The sequence below is a fragment of the Deinococcus aerius genome (genome assembly GCF_002897375.1).
Classification (GTDB): domain Bacteria; phylum Deinococcota; class Deinococci; order Deinococcales; family Deinococcaceae; genus Deinococcus; species Deinococcus aerius.
Genome location: NZ_BFAG01000005.1, coordinates 106,826 through 120,567, shown reverse-complemented (window position 1 = coordinate 120,567; position 13,742 = coordinate 106,826). Strand labels below are relative to the sequence as shown.

Below are 13,742 nucleotides of genomic sequence, written 5' to 3'. Positions count from 1 at the left end.
GAGGGAGACTTGCAAAGCTGCGAAGCAAAGGGTCGGCGCGCAGCGCCGGGGAGAGGAGGTCCACAGGCGGGCTGACCCCTGCTTTCCCCGCAAGCTCCCTGCAAGGGGTCAGGCCGAGCATTCCACCTGTCGCCGAGGGGGCCCTTCACAGCATCCAGGGCGACATCCTCTCCCGCGTCACCTGCTTCAAATGAAGGAGGGGCCAGCCGCGGTAGCCAGAGCCAGCCCCTCTCTCCTCCCCACTCCTTATGCCCGCGTCCGGTAGCGTTCCTGCAATTCCCGGAGCAGGTCCGTGAAGTCCACGCCCTTGCGCTCCCTGTGGCCTTCCGGGGTGCGCTCGCGGACGCTGACCTCGCGCCGGGCCTCCTCCTGATCGCCGACGATCAGCATGACGGGGATTTTCGACAGTTCGGCGTTGCGGACCTTGGCGTTCATGCGGTTGGTCGAGTCGTCCACCTCGGCGCGCAGGCCCGCCGCCCCCAACTCGTTCGCCAGCGTCTCGGCGTAGGCGTTGTGCCGGTCAGCGATGGGGATGACCACGACCTGCCGGGGTGCCAGCCACAGCGGGAAGTCGCCGCCGTAGTGCTCGATCAGGATGCCCACGAAGCGCTCCAGGCTGCCGAAGGGCGCGCGGTGGATCATGACCGGGCGGTGGTCCTGACCGTCCTCGCCCACGTAGGAGATGTCGAAGCGTTCGGGCAGGTTGTAGTCCACCTGGATGGTGCCGAGCTGCCACTCGCGGCCCAGCACGTCCTTCACGACGAAGTCGAGCTTGGGGCCGTAGAAGGCGGCGTCGCCGGGCTCCACCGTGTAGGGCAGGCCGACTTCCTCGACCGCCTCGATGATCTGCCGCTCGGCCACCTCCCACTGGGCCGGATCGCCCACGTACTTGTCGGACTCGGGGTCGCGCACGCCCACCCGGAAGCGCACCTCGTTCATCCCGAAGGTCTTCAGGACGAGGACCGTCAGGTCAAGTACGTCCAGGAATTCCTTCCCCAGCTGGTCGGGCCGCGCGAAGATGTGCGCGTCGTCCTGCGTGAAGCCGCGCACGCGGGTCAGGCCGTTGAGCTCGCCGCTCATCTCGTAGCGGTACACCGTGCCGAACTCGGCCAGGCGCACCGGGAGGTCGCGGTAGCTTCTGGGCTTGCTCGCGTAGATCCGCACGTGGAAGGGGCAGTTCATGGGCTTGAGCATGTACTGCTCGTCGTCCACCGTGATGGGCTCGAACTGGCTGTCGGAGTAATAGGGGTAGTGGCCCGAGGTGCGGAAGAGGTCGAGGTTGCCGATATTCGGCGTCACCACGCCCTGATAGTCGCGCTGGAACTGCTGCTCGCGCAGGAAGCGGGTCAGCTCCTCACGCAGAACCGTGCCATTGGGGAGCCACAGCGGCAGGCCCTTGCCCACGAGGGGATCGATGGTAAAGAGTTCGAGTTCCTTGCCCAGCTTGCGGTGGTCACGGCGCTTGGCCTCTTCGAGCCGCGCCAGGTACTCGTCCAGCTCCTTTTGCGTGGCGAAGGCCACCCCGTAGATGCGCTGGAGGATCGGGTTCTTCTCGTTCCCGCGCCAGTACGCGCCGCTCGTGCTCATGAGCTTGAAGGCCGTGGGCAGCCTGCCCGTGTTCGGGAAGTGCGGCCCCCGGCACAGGTCCACATAGTCGCCCTGCTGGTAGAGGGTGATGGGCTCGCCCTCCGGCAGCTCGCGGATGAGTTCCTGCTTGTAGGGGTCGTGCGGGAACTGCGCCAGCGCCTCGTCCTTGCTCACCTCGCGGCGGGAGAAGTCGAGGCCCCGGGCGATGATCTCGCGCATGATCCGCTCGATTTCCGGCAAGTCCTCCTCCCGCAACGGCTCGGGCAGGTCGAAGTCCTGATACCAGCCGTTCTCGATGGCGGGGCCGACCCCACGCTTGACAGCTTCCGGGCCGTAGCCCCTGGCCCGGTAGAACTCGCCGACCGCCTGGCTCATCACGTGGCCCAGCGAGTGGCGGAAGACGGCGGCGGCGTCCGCAGGGTTCTTCTTCGTGACGAGCGTGATGTTCGCGCCCTCGGGGAGCGGGGACATCAGGTCCACGAGGTCGCCGTTCGCGGTGGCGGCCAGGGCGTCCTGCGCGAGGCGGGGGCCGATGGCCCGGGCGGCGTCGAGGGCCGTGGCGCCCTGGGGCAGATCGAGTTGTTTTCCGTCGGGCAACGTGACGTGCATGGGGTGACTCCTTGAGAGCAGAATTGACCCGGTCTGGCCGCAAATCCAGCAAAACGCCTGAGAGCCGCGTGGGAGCTTCTCAGGCGCTGAGAGTTCGCGTGGCCAGACCGGGAAGGGGCATTCGCCTCGGCAGCCCGCCACGCATCACCAGACCGGAGTGATGGGCGAGCGGCTTCATGAACGCAGGATAGCGGGCGAGGTGGACCAGGGGCAACCCGCCGAAGAGGCTCAGGACCCCCGCAGGGGGTGGGGGGCGCGGGTGTTCGCCTCCCCGAGATCGATCTCGAAGAAGCGGTAGCCCTCCTGCCCGGCGTCCGCCGAGCGGTAGCCCATTCGCTCGTAGGCGGGCGCCGCACGGTGCCCGTTCGCGTACCAGAAGACGTAGCGCAGGGGCCGGGACCGGGCCCAGTCCTCCACCGCACGCATCAGGGTTCGGGCGACACCCTGCCGCCTCGCCCCGGGGACGGTGTAGAGGTCGTCCAGCTTGGCCGTGCGGTGCGAGTTGCCCGAGCGGAGATGCGGGCCGTAGTCGTGGACGGCGGCATAACCGAGCAAACGGCCCGTCTCGTCCCCCGCCACGAGCAGGGCGAAGTCGTCGCGGGCGCAGAAGGAGGGGAAGCGCCGGGCGAGCGCCTCCTCGTCCTCCACGAAGCCCATGTCGAGCAGCATGGGGCGCAGGGCGGGGAAGTCGGCGGGAATGGCGGGGCGGACGGTGAGGGGGGGCATGGGAGGAGTTTCGCCGCCTGGAGGCTGTGGGGAATGCGCCAGATGGCTCAGGCACGAGAAAAGGCCCCACCGAAGCGGGACCTGCCATCGCTGACCCGACCTACCAGGCGGGTGCCGCCGTCGCCTCCATCCCCTTGGGATTCGGCCCCCACTTGTTCGCGCCGGGCTGGCTCTCCATCACCAGGAAGATGAAGAGCACCAGGCCGCCGACGAACGGGACGAAGTTAATCAGGTACCACCACCCGCTGCGGCCCGTGTCGTGCAGGCGACGAATGGTGACGGCGAGGCTGGGCACGAAGATGAACAGGGCATAGAGAATCGTCAGGACCAGGCTGAGCATGGCGAGGCCGCCCGGGTTCCAGTCCTCCTGCCCCGCCGCCGCCGCACCCACGGAACTGAGCAGCAGGGGCAGTTCCAGCAGGATCACGACGACTGTGTTGATCAGCGAGAACATCCAGAAGTCCCGTCGGCGCGCCCTTCCCCGAAAGTCGGCGTAGTGGTTGCGGATCACGTTCAGGTATTCGTTCATATGGCCTCCTCCGCCCGGTTCTGCCCACGGGCGCGTGAGGATATCCTAAAGAAGTCCTGAGAGAGATGGGCCGCAACTTCGCCTTCCCTGATGGGGGTAGCATCCCCCCGTGCGTCCCCCCCTGCCCCTCGGCCTGGGTGTGCTGCTGGCCGCCTGCGCACCTGTCCCGACCGGACCCGTCCCGCCACTGCCGGATATGACGGCTCCTCTGCTCATCCGGGCGGATGCGGCGGATGTGAGGATCGTGGTGATGGGAGACCAGGGCACCGGAACGGAGGTGCAGCGGCGGGTGGCGGCGGCGATGCGTGCGGTCTGTGAACGCGAGGGCTGCGACCTGGGGGTGGGGCTGGGCGACAATTTCTACCCGGCGGGGCCGCGTGATCCGGCGTCCATCCTCTTTCGAGAACGCTTTGCCGAACCCTACGGCCCGCTGGGCGTGCCCTTCCTGATGGTGCCCGGCAACCACGACGAGTCGTGGCTCCTGGGCGGGGACGGGGCCGACGCGCGGGGAGCGGAGGCGGAGGTGGCCTACGCCCGCCTGAACCCGCAGTGGGTGATGCCCGCCCGCAGCTACCGCGCCGCCGTGGGCGATCTGGTGGAGTTCTTCGCGGTGGACACCTCCCCCCTGGCCGCGTACCTGCCGCCCCTGCGGGTAAACGAGAGGCCGGGCGGGTCGTGGGACCGGGCGCAGCGGGCGTGGTTGGCGGGTGCCCTGGAAAGCAGCCAGGCCCGCTGGCGGCTGGTGTTGGGCCACCATCCCCTCTTCAGTGGTGGCAAGCACGGGGACGCGGGGCACTACGATGGTCTGCCGCTGCCCGGACAGCGGGGGGACGGGGTGCGCGCCCTGTACGGCGTGGCCTGCGGAAAGGCGGACGCCATCCTGAGCGGGCACGACCACGTCCTGATGGGCTTCGCGCCGCAGCCGGAGTGCCCGGGCACCCGGCAGTGGGTGAGTGGAGCGGCGGGGCAGGTGGAGCCGGGACGCAGCGGCTCCCGCCCGGTCACGTTCGGGATTTTTGACCAGCCCGGCTTTCTGTGGCTAAACATCACCCGGGACGCCCTGACCCTCCGCGTCTTTACCGTCTCCGAAGACGGCGCGGCGCAGGAGGTCCACACCGAGACGGTTGGCAAACCCTAAAGAAGGGCGGCCCCACGCGGAGGCCGCTCCTACGCGAATTACCCTTACAGCCCGGCGGCGGCCAGGAAGGCGTCGAGTTTCTGGGGACGGAAGCCGCTGAGGCTCTGGGCCACGTCGCCGCTCACCAGGGTGGGGACGCTGCGCTTGCCGCCGTTCACGCTCATCACGTACTCGGCGGCCTGCTCGTCCTGCTCGATGTTGATCTCCTGAAAGGCGATCCCCTTGCTGCTCAGGGCACGCTTGGCGGCGTGACAGTCGGGGCACCAACTCGTCGTGTACATCTTGACCATGCTTCTACTTTACAAAATAAAGCGGTATGGAAGGTGAGAGTTCTTCCCAACGTCCAGAGAAAACGGCCCACCGATGTGGCGGGCCGACGAGGAGCAGGCTGGGATCAGGCGTTGGCCGCGGCTTCGGGCCGGGGCGCCTCGGCCTGCGGGGCTGCGTCGCGCCGGGGGGCCGGGGCCGCCTTGGGCGCCATGATCATGTTCATGTCCATGCCCATCATGGAGGGCATCCCCTCGGGCGTGCCGATGTCCGAGAGCGTTTCAGCCACGCGGTGCAGGATGCGCTCGCCCAACTCGGGGTGGGTGCGCTCGCGGCCACGGAACATGATGGTGACCTTGACCTTGTGGCCTTCTTCCAGGAAGCGGCGCACGTGCCCGGTCTTGGTGTTGAAGTCGTGGTCGTCGATCTTGACGCGGAACTTGATCGCCTTGACTTCCTGGGCGCGGGCACGCTTGCGGTTTTCCTTCTCGTTCTGCTGCTGCTCGTAGCGGAACCGGCCATAGTCCAGCAGGCGGCAGACGGGCGGCACGGCCTGGGGGCTCACCATCACGAGGTCCAGGTTCTTCTCGCGTGCCATCGCCAGCGCGTCGCGCGTGTCGATAATGCCGATCTGCTCACCCTCCGCGCCGATCAGGCGAATCTGGCGGACGCGAATCTGGTCGTTGACCTTGTGTTCTTTCGCTATGTCTATCACCTCCGCACGCCGCCCACACGCTGGCGGGTCGGCGGCTCGTACACCCCTCGGGGCATGACACGTCATTTTACCACGCGGGCCGCGCTTCCCGGGAGATGGCTTTCTTCATCGCGGCGCTGGGGCATTCTGGGCTCCATGACACCCCCCTCCCACACCGGCCCGGCGGTCTCCCGCGCGTTCGGGCCGCTCGCCGCCCGCGACCCCAACCTGGAGGTGCTGCTCACCGACGGGCTGGGCGGCTTCGCCCTGACCAGCCTGGCGGGGGTGCCCACCCGCTGCTACTCGGGCCTGGCGGGGAGCCACGAGCCCCCGGTGCGCCGCTGGCAGCACCTCGTCTCGCCGCTGGAAGGGCTGGAGGTGGGCGGCGAGCGCGCGACGCTTCACGCGCTGGAGATCGCCCCCGGCGTGTTCGAGGGCGAGGGCCTGACGCATCTCGCGGGCGCGGGCCTGCACGACCTCCTGCCCGAACGGGAACAGTGGGTGCGGGGGGTGCGGGTGAGGCGGCGCTCCTTCACCCCCCGGCACTCCGGCGCAGTCGTCTTCCTGTACGACGTGGACGCCCGCGATGAGGTCACCCTGACGCTGGGCGGCTTTTTCGCCGACCGCGACATGCACGCCGTCCACCGGGAGGCGCCGGAGTTGCGCTTCGACGCTGGGGGAAGGCAGGTCCGGGTGCGCGGCGAGCGGGAAACCTGGGTGACCCTGCACGCCCCGGACGGCGGGATGGAAGCCCTCACCCCCCAGCCCTTCGCCCAGCGGGTCTACTACCGCCACGACGAGGCGCGCGGGGAGCCGAACCACGAGCGGGTAACGGGGGCGGCGCTGTGGCGCGTGACCCTGCCGCCCGGGGGTGGGCGGGTGGCCCTCGTCGTCTCGGGGCTGCCGGGCGTGACCGTGGATGATCCCTGGGCAGCCTACGGGGAGGAAGCCACGCGGCGCCGCACCCTGGTCCGGCAGGCAGCAGAGGCGACCGGACTGGACGACGAATTGACCGCCATCCTGGCCGTCGCCGCCGACGCCTACCTCGTGCGGCGGGCGAGGCCGGAGGGGGTGAGCGTGATCGCGGGCTACCCCTGGTTCGCCGACTGGGGCCGCGACTCCATGATCGCGCTGACGGGCCTGACGCTGACGACGGGGCGGTACGGGGACGCCCGCAGCCTGCTGGGCACCTTCCTGCGCTCGCTGCGGCGCGGCCTGACGCCGAACAACTTTCGCGACGACGGCTCGGGGGCCGGGTACAACACGGTGGACGGGGCGCTGTGGCTCGCGGCGGCACTCGAACGCTACGTGGGGGCGAGCGGGGACCTCGCCTTCGCGCGGGAGGCGCTGCTGGGGCTGCGCGAGCTGCTGGCCTGGCACGTGCGCGGCACCGACCACGGCATCCGGGTGGACCCGGCGGACGGCCTGCTCCTCGCGGGGGAACCCGGCGTGCAGCTCACCTGGATGGACGTGAAGGTGGAGGGCTGGGTGGTCACGCCCCGCCACGGCAAGCCGGTGGAGGTGCAGGCGCTGTGGCTGGGGGCGCTGGGCGCGGAGACCCGGCTCTCGGAACGGCTGGGCGAGTCTCCCGAGTTCGGGGAGACATACAAGCGGGCGAGGGCAAGCTTCGCGGCCTTCTGGCAGGAGGAAAGCGGGGCCTTCGCGGACGCGCTGGGAGGGGACGGCTCGCCCGACCCCAGCGTGCGCCCGAACGCCGTCATCGCGCTGGCCTTGCCGGACACACCGCGCACCCCCGCCCAGGTGGAGGCCCTGGTGCGGCAGGTCGAGGCGCAGCTTCTGACCCCGGTGGGCCTGCACACCCTCAGCCCGCGGGACCCGCGCTACCGCGGCAACTACGGCGGCCCGCAACTGCTGCGCGACGCCGCGTACCACCAGGGCACCGTCTGGCCCTGGCCGCTGGGCTCCTTTGTCGACCTGCTGCTGGAACGGGGCGAGGTGGGCCGGGCGCGGGCCGCCCTGACCGGCCTGAGCGGGCACGTCTGGGAGGCGGGGCTGGGCCACGTCAGTGAGGTCTTCTCGGGAGACAGCCTGGGGCCGGGCGGCTGCCCCTTTCAGGCCTGGAGCGTGGCCGAACTCCTGCGCGCCCACGTGCGGGTCAGCCGGGTGGAGAGGGATGTATGAAAGACCACAAAACCGGGAGGGAACCGCGTATAGCAGCCACTTCTTCCGCCAGCCTGCCTACACTTATTCCTTGACGTTTCGGGAACACAAAGTCTACAGTTTGTGTCATGGGGACACTCTCGCTTCCGCCGCAGGCCACCCAGGTCGGGCTGGCCGTGGACGTGGCGGCCTTTGCGATGCACGCGGGCGAGCTGCGCGTGCTGCTGGTGCAGCGCGGCGAGCTTCCGCACGCCCGCGACTGGGCGCTGCCCGGCGGCTTCGTGCAGCCCGGCGAGGCCCTGCACGAGGCGGCGCTGCGCGAGCTGCGGACCGAGACGACGGTGGAACTCGAGCCCCGGCACCTGGAGCAGTTCTACACCTTCGGCGAGCCCAGCCGCGACCCGCGCGGGCGCATCGTCTCGGTCGCGCACCTCGCCGTGCTGCCCCACGGCACCGTGCGGGTGACGGGCGGCGGGCACACCCTGGGGGCGGACTGGTTTCCGGCCCACCGCCCGCCCCGCCTCGCCTTCGACCACGCCCTGATCCTCGACCGGGCGATCAAGCGGCTGCAAATCCGGCTGGAATACGCCAACCTCGCCCTGGAGTTCCTGCCCGACACCTTCACCCTGCCCGAACTCCAGGGCGTGTACGAGGCGATCCTCGACCGCCAGCTCGACAAGCGCAACTTCCGCAAGCGGCTGCTCGCGCAGGGCATCCTCGCGCCCAGCGGTGAGCGGCGCAGCGGCGTGGGCCGACCGGCGCAGCTCTACCGGCGGGCGAAGGGGGCGAAGGCGGCGGCGCTGTAGGCGAACTGTCCGGCCCCACGTTCTGCGGCACGGCCCCCCGGTAGAATGTCCCCCAGCTATGGACATGAAGAAGCTCATGAAGCAGATGCAGCAGGCGCAGGTCGCCGCCGCCAAAATTCAGGAGAACCTCGCCGCGCAGACGGTCGAGGGCACGGCGAGCGGGCTGGTCACCGTGACGATGAACGGGCACGGCAAGGTCACCGGGCTCAAGATCAAGCCCGAGGCGGTGGACCCGGACGACGTGGAGGCCCTGGAGGACCTGCTGCTCGTCGCCCTGCAAGATGCCTCGGCCAAGGCCGACGCGCTTCAGCAGGAGGCGACGCGCGGGCTTGGGTTGCCCGGATTCTGATGCGGACATGGTCTATCGTTGAAAGGGGAGGAGTATGAAGTACCCACCTTCCCTCGTCGCGCTGATCCGGGAGCTGTCGCGGCTGCCGGGCATCGGCCCCAAAAGCGCGCAGCGGCTCGCCTTTCACCTCTTCGAGCAGCCGCGTGAGGACATCGAGCGGCTGGCGGGGGCGCTGCTGGAGGCCAAGCGCGACCTGCACACCTGCCCGATCTGCTTCAACATCACCGACGCCGAGCGGTGCGGCGTGTGCAGTGACCCTAGCCGCGACCAGAACATGATCTGCGTGGTCGAGGAACCCGGCGACGTGATCGCCATCGAGCGCAGCGGCGAGTACCGCGGCCTCTACCACGTGCTGCACGGCGTCCTGAGCCCGATGAACGGCGTGGGTCCCGACCGGCTGCACATCCGCCCGCTGCTGCCCCGCGTGCAGGAAGGCATGGAGGTCATCCTGGCCACCGGCACGACCGTGGAGGGGGACGCGACCGCCCTGTACCTCCAGCGGCTGCTCGAACCACTGGGCGCCGACGTGAGCCGCATCGCCTACGGCCTGCCGGTGGGCGGCGCCCTGGAATACGCCGACGAGGTGACCCTGGGCCGCGCCCTGAGCGGAAGGCGCCGGGTGAGCGAGCAAAGCCCGCCTCCCCCCCGCCGCCGCAACGAGGACGAGCAGGACGGGGCGGCTCCGGCGGCATCGGCCCATTAGGGGGATGGCCGTCCTCTCGAGGTCAAGCCCGAGAAGACTGGGAAAACACGGCCCTGACGGCGCCTTTTGCCCCTCCCCCTTGAGGGGCGAGGTCGGGTGGGGGTGAGCGAGCACGCCCCCCGACGCGGCCAGTAGACGAGGCAAGCCATCTTGCAGACGCCAAAGCCGCCCACACGTCCCCTCACCCCGGCCCTCTGCAAGCAGCTCTGCGAGTCTCCCACAAGGGGAGGGGGAGAAAAACCTCGTTCCCGCCGCGCTTGTTCCGAACGGGACTATACGGGGCGCCGTTCCCACCCACCCTCTCTCCCGCCCTGCCCCTCCCCGGTGGGGCGTTTGCTTTCCCGGACGGCTGGGCTACCGTTGCCCTGTGACCCCCACCTCCAACCCCCTCTCCCCTGCCCCGCCCGACGAGTGGATGCGGCCCGTCACGCTGACGGGGCCACACGTGACGCTGGTGCCATTGACGCCGGAACACGCCGCCGACCTGCACCTGGGCGCCGATGAGGACACCTACGCGCTGCTCGCCCGCGGCGGCCCGGAGCAGCGCACGGTGGAGGGCTGGGCGGAGTACATCGGGCGGCTGAATGCCCTGCCCGCCCGGGTGAACTGGGCGGTGCTGCGGGAGGGCCAGGCCGTGGGCCGCATCAGCTACAGCGAGGTGCGGGCCGCCGACCGCTGGGTGGAGATCGGGACGATGCTCGTGCCCGCCGCACAGGGCACCGTCGCCAATCCCGGCGCCAAACTGCTGCTGCTGACGCGGGCCTTCGAGGAGCTGGGCGCCAACCGGGTCCACTTCAAGGTGGACGCCCGCAACGCCCGCAGCCTGCGCGCGATGGAAAAGCTCGGGGCCGTGCGGGAGGGGACGCTCCGGCAATATCAGGTGCGGCCCGACGGCTACGCCCGCGACAGCGTGATGTTCAGCATCCTGCACGGGGAGTGGCCCGCCGTCAGGGCCGGGTTGCAGGCCCGCCTCCTGACTGGCGGATGAGAACCCGCCCCGCGCTTGCCACATCCCGGCGGGTACACTGACCCCCATGCGTGCCCCCCGCCTGCCTCGCCTCCCGCTGGCCACCCTCGCCCTGGCCGGGACCCTGCTCGCCGCGCCCGCGCGGGCGCTCGTCGTGCCGCTGACAGGCTGGACGCCCGTGAACGGCAACGCGAACCTCTGGACCGACCCGCAGGGAGCCTGCCTGGTGCGGGAGGAGCGGCATGACCAGGCCTTTCCGGCCTTCAACACCCTGGAGGAGGCCCGGCAGTTCGCCCTGCGCCTCCAGAACGCCCTGGGCCGCGGCGGGGCCAGCGAGGTCACCGCGCAGCCGGTGGACCGGCCCGGGGGCTGGGGAATCCTGGCTGCCTACACGCATGACGAGGGCGGCGTGCTGTACCGCATCAGCCAGCTCTACCTCAGCGACGAGGGGCGCCTGCGGACGATCACCGCCAGCAGCGCCCAGTACGAGGCGAGCCCCTGCGTGAACGACATGCGCTCGTTCGTGCGGTACGTGGCGAACTGATCTGGATTCCGGTTGAACCAGGGGCGAACCGGTCAACCCGGGCGGCGCGAGCGGGAAAGAACCGGTTGCCGGCCCCCGCCTGTTACGCTGCCCGCATGAGTCTATTCAGGCTGGACGGGAGGCAGGCCCTCGTCACGGGTGGAAGCAAGGGGATCGGGCTGGCGGCGGCGCACGCCCTGGTCCGGCTGGGGGCCGATGTGACGGTCGCGGCGCGCGGGGAGTCGGCGCTGCGGACGGCGGCGGATGCGCTGGGGGCGCGGTGGGTGGTCGCGGACGTGAGTACCCCCGAAGGGGTCCGAGCGGCGGTCGAGGCGGCGGGCGCGGTGGACATCCTGGTGAGCAACGCGGGCGGCCCGCCCCCCAGCCGCCCCAGCGGGGTGACGGAGGAGGCGTGGCAGCGGGGCTTCGAGACGACCTTCCTCTCGACCGTGCGCCTGGCGGACGCCGTGCTGCCGGGAATGCGCGAACGGCGCTGGGGCCGCATCATCGCCGTGACCAGCCTGACAGTGGGGCGGCCCGCGCTGAACCTCCCCGTGAGCAATGCCATGCGCGCCGCGGTGACGAATCACCTGAAGACCCTAGCGCTCGAGGTGGCCGCCGACGGGGTGACCTGCAACACCGTCGCGCCCGGCTACACCGCCACCGACCGCCTGAAGGCCCTGCACGCCGACCCCGCCGAGGCCGAGCGTCTGCTGGCCCGCATCCCCGCCCGGCGCTTCGGGCAGCCGGGCGAGGTGGGCGCGGCGGTCGCCTTTCTCGCCACCCCCGAGGCGGGGTACATCACCGGGCAGGAGGTGCTGGTGGACGGGGGATGGAGCATCTGATCGCGGCGCTCCGTTACGTTGATGGGAGGAAAGCACCCCCATCAACTCCACTCCGACCGCTCCCGCTCACGGTTTCTCGCTCTGCTCGGGCCGCAGGAGTTGCGAGGCGGTCCCGCAACTCCTGCGGCCACCGCTGTGAAGCTCCCGCACCTTAAGGGGAGATGGGGGTGGTCGGTGATCCAGTCCCGGCGCGACCGCATAGGTACAGGACAGCAGGGCCGCGTGAGGGAGTACCAAACTTCTTCATATGTGGGCGCTACGCTGAGGACGTTCCCGCTGGAGCGCGGGGCTGCCAGGAGGAGTCACTATGTCGCTCGGACCGCTCGAAATTATCCTGATCGTCGCCGTCATCGCCCTGATCTTCGGGGCGCGCAAGCTTCCCGAACTGGGCAAGGGCCTGGGCCAGGGCATCAAGGAGTACAAGAAGGAAATCCGCGACCCCGCCGTGCCCCCGGTCACCGACGTGCCCTCCCGCCCCCTCGACCCTGTGACGCCCGAGGTTCCCCGCACGGCGGACGGGCGCCCAGCCCCGACCGTCACCGAGCGCGACCACCGCGCGTAAGGCAGGCCCGGCATGTCGCAGGACCTCAAGAGCGCCCCGCTCCTCGACCATCTTGAGGAGCTGCGCAAGCGCATCATCATCAGCCTGATCTTTCTGGCGGCCGGCCTGGTGGTCGCCTTTCAGTACCGCCTGCAACTCATCGAGCTGATCAAGCTGCCGCTGCACGCCTCCGAGCAGTACCAGCAGAACAAGGTCACGGTGGTGACCCAGGGGCTGACGGACCAGTTCATCCTGTCGCTCAACCTGTCGTTCTGGTCGGGCCTGGCGCTGGCGCTGCCGTTCATCCTGTGGCAGGTCTGGGCCTTCATCGCGCCGGGACTGTATCCCCAGGAGCGGCGGTGGGCGCTGCCCTTCGTGATCGGGGCCGGGCTTTCGTTCCTGGCCGGGGCGGTCTTCGGGTACAAGCTCGTGCTGCCCGCGATGGTCGGCTTCCTGCTCGACTTCCTGGCCGGGGCGGTGACGCCGCTGCTGAATCTCAAGGATTACATCGGGACCGTGACGACCTTCCTGGTGTCGTTTGGCCTCGCCTTCGAGCTGCCGATTCTGGCGGTCATTCTGACCCGCATCGGGCTGGTGAACCACGTCATGCTCCGCAAGAGCTGGCGCTTCGCGCTCGTCGCGGTCGCGCTGGCCGCCGCCCTCATCACGCCCACGCCCGACCCCGGGAACATGCTCCTCGTCGCCGTGCCGCTGTACGCCCTGTACGAGCTGGGTGTCCTGCTCTCGCGCGTCTTCCGGGTGGTCCCCAGCGAGGACGCCCCCGCCATAGGCGCCTGAGCCCCTGTCGTCCCGCCCCCCGGCCCGCTGAGGTCGGGGCTTTTTTTGGTTCAGCAACAGCGTGCCGTATGCCACAGGTCAATTCCCGCTTCAGATGGTGAACGAGCTCCCCAGCGCCAAGGTATACAGCAGCACGAGCAGCAGGGCCGCGGCTTCAGACAGGTACATGTTCAGAATGGCCCGCCGCCGAACCGGGGCAGCCGCGTTCACCTCACGGGTCCGCTTCTCACGGACGTGACGGGTGACAAACGCGGGCGCGATGACTGCCAGGGCCGTCAGCGTCACCGCGTCCCCCCCAACGTCCGTCATGCGGTGGAAATACGGGACGGAGAGGGCTCCCAGGACCAGATGCGCGGCGGAAAGGAGCAGGGCGATTCGTTCCAGGGTGAGGACCAGCAGAGTTACCTCAGGATCTGAGGGCGTTGTCGCCTCTCCCCCATCACTGCCCATTCCTCCCTACAGAGACCTGACCTCAAGCGGCCCGAACGGCTCCTGTTGCGTGGCCCCGCGGAACAGCGACCCAAAGCCCGCAGGGGGAT

Annotated in this window: 16 protein-coding genes; 10 read left to right on the top strand and 6 right to left on the bottom strand. The window is 69.8% G+C overall.

What is annotated here, in order from left to right:
• Window positions 1-246 precede the first annotated feature (246 nt).
• From thrS to DAERI_RS08690, 3 genes are all read right to left on the bottom strand, one after another.
• Window positions 247-2,196 carry a threonine--tRNA ligase gene (gene thrS / locus DAERI_RS08700; RefSeq protein WP_103129043.1) on the bottom strand — a complete coding sequence of 650 codons (1,950 nt, stop codon included), beginning with the start codon at window positions 2,194-2,196 and terminating at the stop codon, window positions 247-249.
• 228 nt (window positions 2,197-2,424) lie between these two features.
• Complete coding sequence (locus DAERI_RS08695) at window positions 2,425-2,922, bottom strand: GNAT family N-acetyltransferase (RefSeq protein WP_235610312.1); 498 nt, start codon at window positions 2,920-2,922, stop codon at window positions 2,425-2,427.
• Window positions 2,923-3,022: 100 nt separating this feature from the next.
• Window positions 3,023-3,451, bottom strand: a complete 429-nt coding sequence (locus DAERI_RS08690) for a DUF805 domain-containing protein (RefSeq protein WP_103129042.1) — start codon at window positions 3,449-3,451, stop codon at window positions 3,023-3,025.
• Window positions 3,452-3,560: 109 nt separating this feature from the next.
• On the opposite strand from DAERI_RS08690, the gene DAERI_RS08685 reads away from it, so the two are divergent.
• Window positions 3,561-4,589 (top strand): metallophosphoesterase, encoded by a 1,029-nt coding sequence (locus DAERI_RS08685; RefSeq protein ID WP_235610311.1) that lies wholly within the window; start codon window positions 3,561-3,563, stop codon window positions 4,587-4,589.
• A gap of 44 nt (window positions 4,590-4,633) precedes the next feature.
• Here DAERI_RS08685 and DAERI_RS08680 read toward each other — a convergent pair whose 3' ends face one another.
• Both DAERI_RS08680 and infC read right to left on the bottom strand, forming a co-directional pair.
• Complete coding sequence (locus DAERI_RS08680) at window positions 4,634-4,879, bottom strand: glutaredoxin family protein (protein WP_103129040.1); 246 nt, start codon at window positions 4,877-4,879, stop codon at window positions 4,634-4,636.
• Between the two features lie 104 nt (window positions 4,880-4,983).
• Window positions 4,984-5,571: a translation initiation factor IF-3 gene (gene infC / locus DAERI_RS08675; RefSeq protein ID WP_103129039.1), complete on the bottom strand. Its 588-nt coding sequence runs from the start codon at window positions 5,569-5,571 to the stop codon at window positions 4,984-4,986.
• Window positions 5,572-5,706: 135 nt separating this feature from the next.
• On the opposite strand from infC, the gene DAERI_RS08670 reads away from it, so the two are divergent.
• From DAERI_RS08670 to tatC, 9 genes are all read left to right on the top strand, one after another.
• Entirely contained in the window at window positions 5,707-7,692 is a 1,986-nt protein-coding gene (locus tag DAERI_RS08670) for an amylo-alpha-1,6-glucosidase (protein ID WP_103129038.1), read from the top strand.
• A gap of 107 nt (window positions 7,693-7,799) precedes the next feature.
• Window positions 7,800-8,477, top strand: coding sequence for an NUDIX hydrolase (locus tag DAERI_RS08665; RefSeq protein ID WP_103129037.1), 678 nt, complete (start codon window positions 7,800-7,802; stop codon window positions 8,475-8,477).
• A gap of 58 nt (window positions 8,478-8,535) precedes the next feature.
• Window positions 8,536-8,826: a YbaB/EbfC family nucleoid-associated protein gene (locus tag DAERI_RS08660; RefSeq protein ID WP_019587031.1), complete on the top strand. Its 291-nt coding sequence runs from the start codon at window positions 8,536-8,538 to the stop codon at window positions 8,824-8,826.
• A gap of 34 nt (window positions 8,827-8,860) precedes the next feature.
• Entirely contained in the window at window positions 8,861-9,529 is a 669-nt protein-coding gene (gene recR / locus DAERI_RS08655) for a recombination mediator RecR (protein ID WP_103129036.1), read from the top strand.
• Window positions 9,530-9,944: 415 nt separating this feature from the next.
• Window positions 9,945-10,517: a GNAT family N-acetyltransferase gene (locus DAERI_RS08650; RefSeq protein ID WP_103129161.1), complete on the top strand. Its 573-nt coding sequence runs from the start codon at window positions 9,945-9,947 to the stop codon at window positions 10,515-10,517.
• Between the two features lie 46 nt (window positions 10,518-10,563).
• A complete protein-coding gene (locus DAERI_RS08645) occupies window positions 10,564-11,040 on the top strand; it encodes a hypothetical protein (RefSeq protein WP_103129035.1) in 477 nt (158 codons plus the stop codon).
• 95 nt (window positions 11,041-11,135) lie between these two features.
• Window positions 11,136-11,864 (top strand): SDR family oxidoreductase, encoded by a 729-nt coding sequence (locus DAERI_RS08640; protein WP_103129034.1) that lies wholly within the window; start codon window positions 11,136-11,138, stop codon window positions 11,862-11,864.
• A 307-nt stretch (window positions 11,865-12,171) separates the two neighbouring features.
• On the top strand, window positions 12,172-12,426 hold the full coding sequence (locus DAERI_RS08635; protein ID WP_103129033.1) for a twin-arginine translocase TatA/TatE family subunit: 255 nt from the start codon (window positions 12,172-12,174) through the stop codon (window positions 12,424-12,426).
• Between the two features lie 12 nt (window positions 12,427-12,438).
• Window positions 12,439-13,203 (top strand): twin-arginine translocase subunit TatC, encoded by a 765-nt coding sequence (gene tatC / locus DAERI_RS08630; RefSeq protein ID WP_103129032.1) that lies wholly within the window; start codon window positions 12,439-12,441, stop codon window positions 13,201-13,203.
• Between the two features lie 90 nt (window positions 13,204-13,293).
• Here tatC and DAERI_RS21975 read toward each other — a convergent pair whose 3' ends face one another.
• On the bottom strand, window positions 13,294-13,512 hold the full coding sequence (locus tag DAERI_RS21975) for a hypothetical protein (protein ID WP_133161995.1): 219 nt from the start codon (window positions 13,510-13,512) through the stop codon (window positions 13,294-13,296).
• Window positions 13,513-13,742 lie beyond the last annotated feature (230 nt).

Excerpts from the sequence above, each read along its gene's own strand:
- DAERI_RS08695 (WP_235610312.1), bottom strand. The coding sequence starts at position 2,922 with ATGCCCCCCCTCACCGTCCGCCCCGCCATTCCCGCCGACTTCCCCGCC.
- DAERI_RS08650 (WP_103129161.1), top strand. The coding sequence starts at position 9,945 with ATGCGGCCCGTCACGCTGACGGGGCCACACGTGACGCTGGTGCCATTG.
- DAERI_RS08680 (WP_103129040.1), bottom strand. The coding sequence starts at position 4,879 with ATGGTCAAGATGTACACGACGAGTTGGTGCCCCGACTGTCACGCCGCC.
- thrS (WP_103129043.1), bottom strand. The coding sequence starts at position 2,196 with ATGCACGTCACGTTGCCCGACGGAAAACAACTCGATCTGCCCCAGGGC.
- DAERI_RS08665 (WP_103129037.1), top strand. The coding sequence starts at position 7,800 with ATGGGGACACTCTCGCTTCCGCCGCAGGCCACCCAGGTCGGGCTGGCC.
- recR (WP_103129036.1), top strand. The coding sequence starts at position 8,861 with ATGAAGTACCCACCTTCCCTCGTCGCGCTGATCCGGGAGCTGTCGCGG.
- DAERI_RS08690 (WP_103129042.1), bottom strand. The coding sequence starts at position 3,451 with ATGAACGAATACCTGAACGTGATCCGCAACCACTACGCCGACTTTCGG.
- DAERI_RS08670 (WP_103129038.1), top strand. The coding sequence starts at position 5,707 with ATGACACCCCCCTCCCACACCGGCCCGGCGGTCTCCCGCGCGTTCGGG.
- DAERI_RS08645 (WP_103129035.1), top strand. The coding sequence starts at position 10,564 with ATGCGTGCCCCCCGCCTGCCTCGCCTCCCGCTGGCCACCCTCGCCCTG.
- DAERI_RS08635 (WP_103129033.1), top strand. The coding sequence starts at position 12,172 with ATGTCGCTCGGACCGCTCGAAATTATCCTGATCGTCGCCGTCATCGCC.
- DAERI_RS08660 (WP_019587031.1), top strand. The coding sequence starts at position 8,536 with ATGGACATGAAGAAGCTCATGAAGCAGATGCAGCAGGCGCAGGTCGCC.
- DAERI_RS08640 (WP_103129034.1), top strand. The coding sequence starts at position 11,136 with ATGAGTCTATTCAGGCTGGACGGGAGGCAGGCCCTCGTCACGGGTGGA.
- tatC (WP_103129032.1), top strand. The coding sequence starts at position 12,439 with ATGTCGCAGGACCTCAAGAGCGCCCCGCTCCTCGACCATCTTGAGGAG.
- DAERI_RS21975 (WP_133161995.1), bottom strand. The coding sequence starts at position 13,512 with ATGACGGACGTTGGGGGGGACGCGGTGACGCTGACGGCCCTGGCAGTC.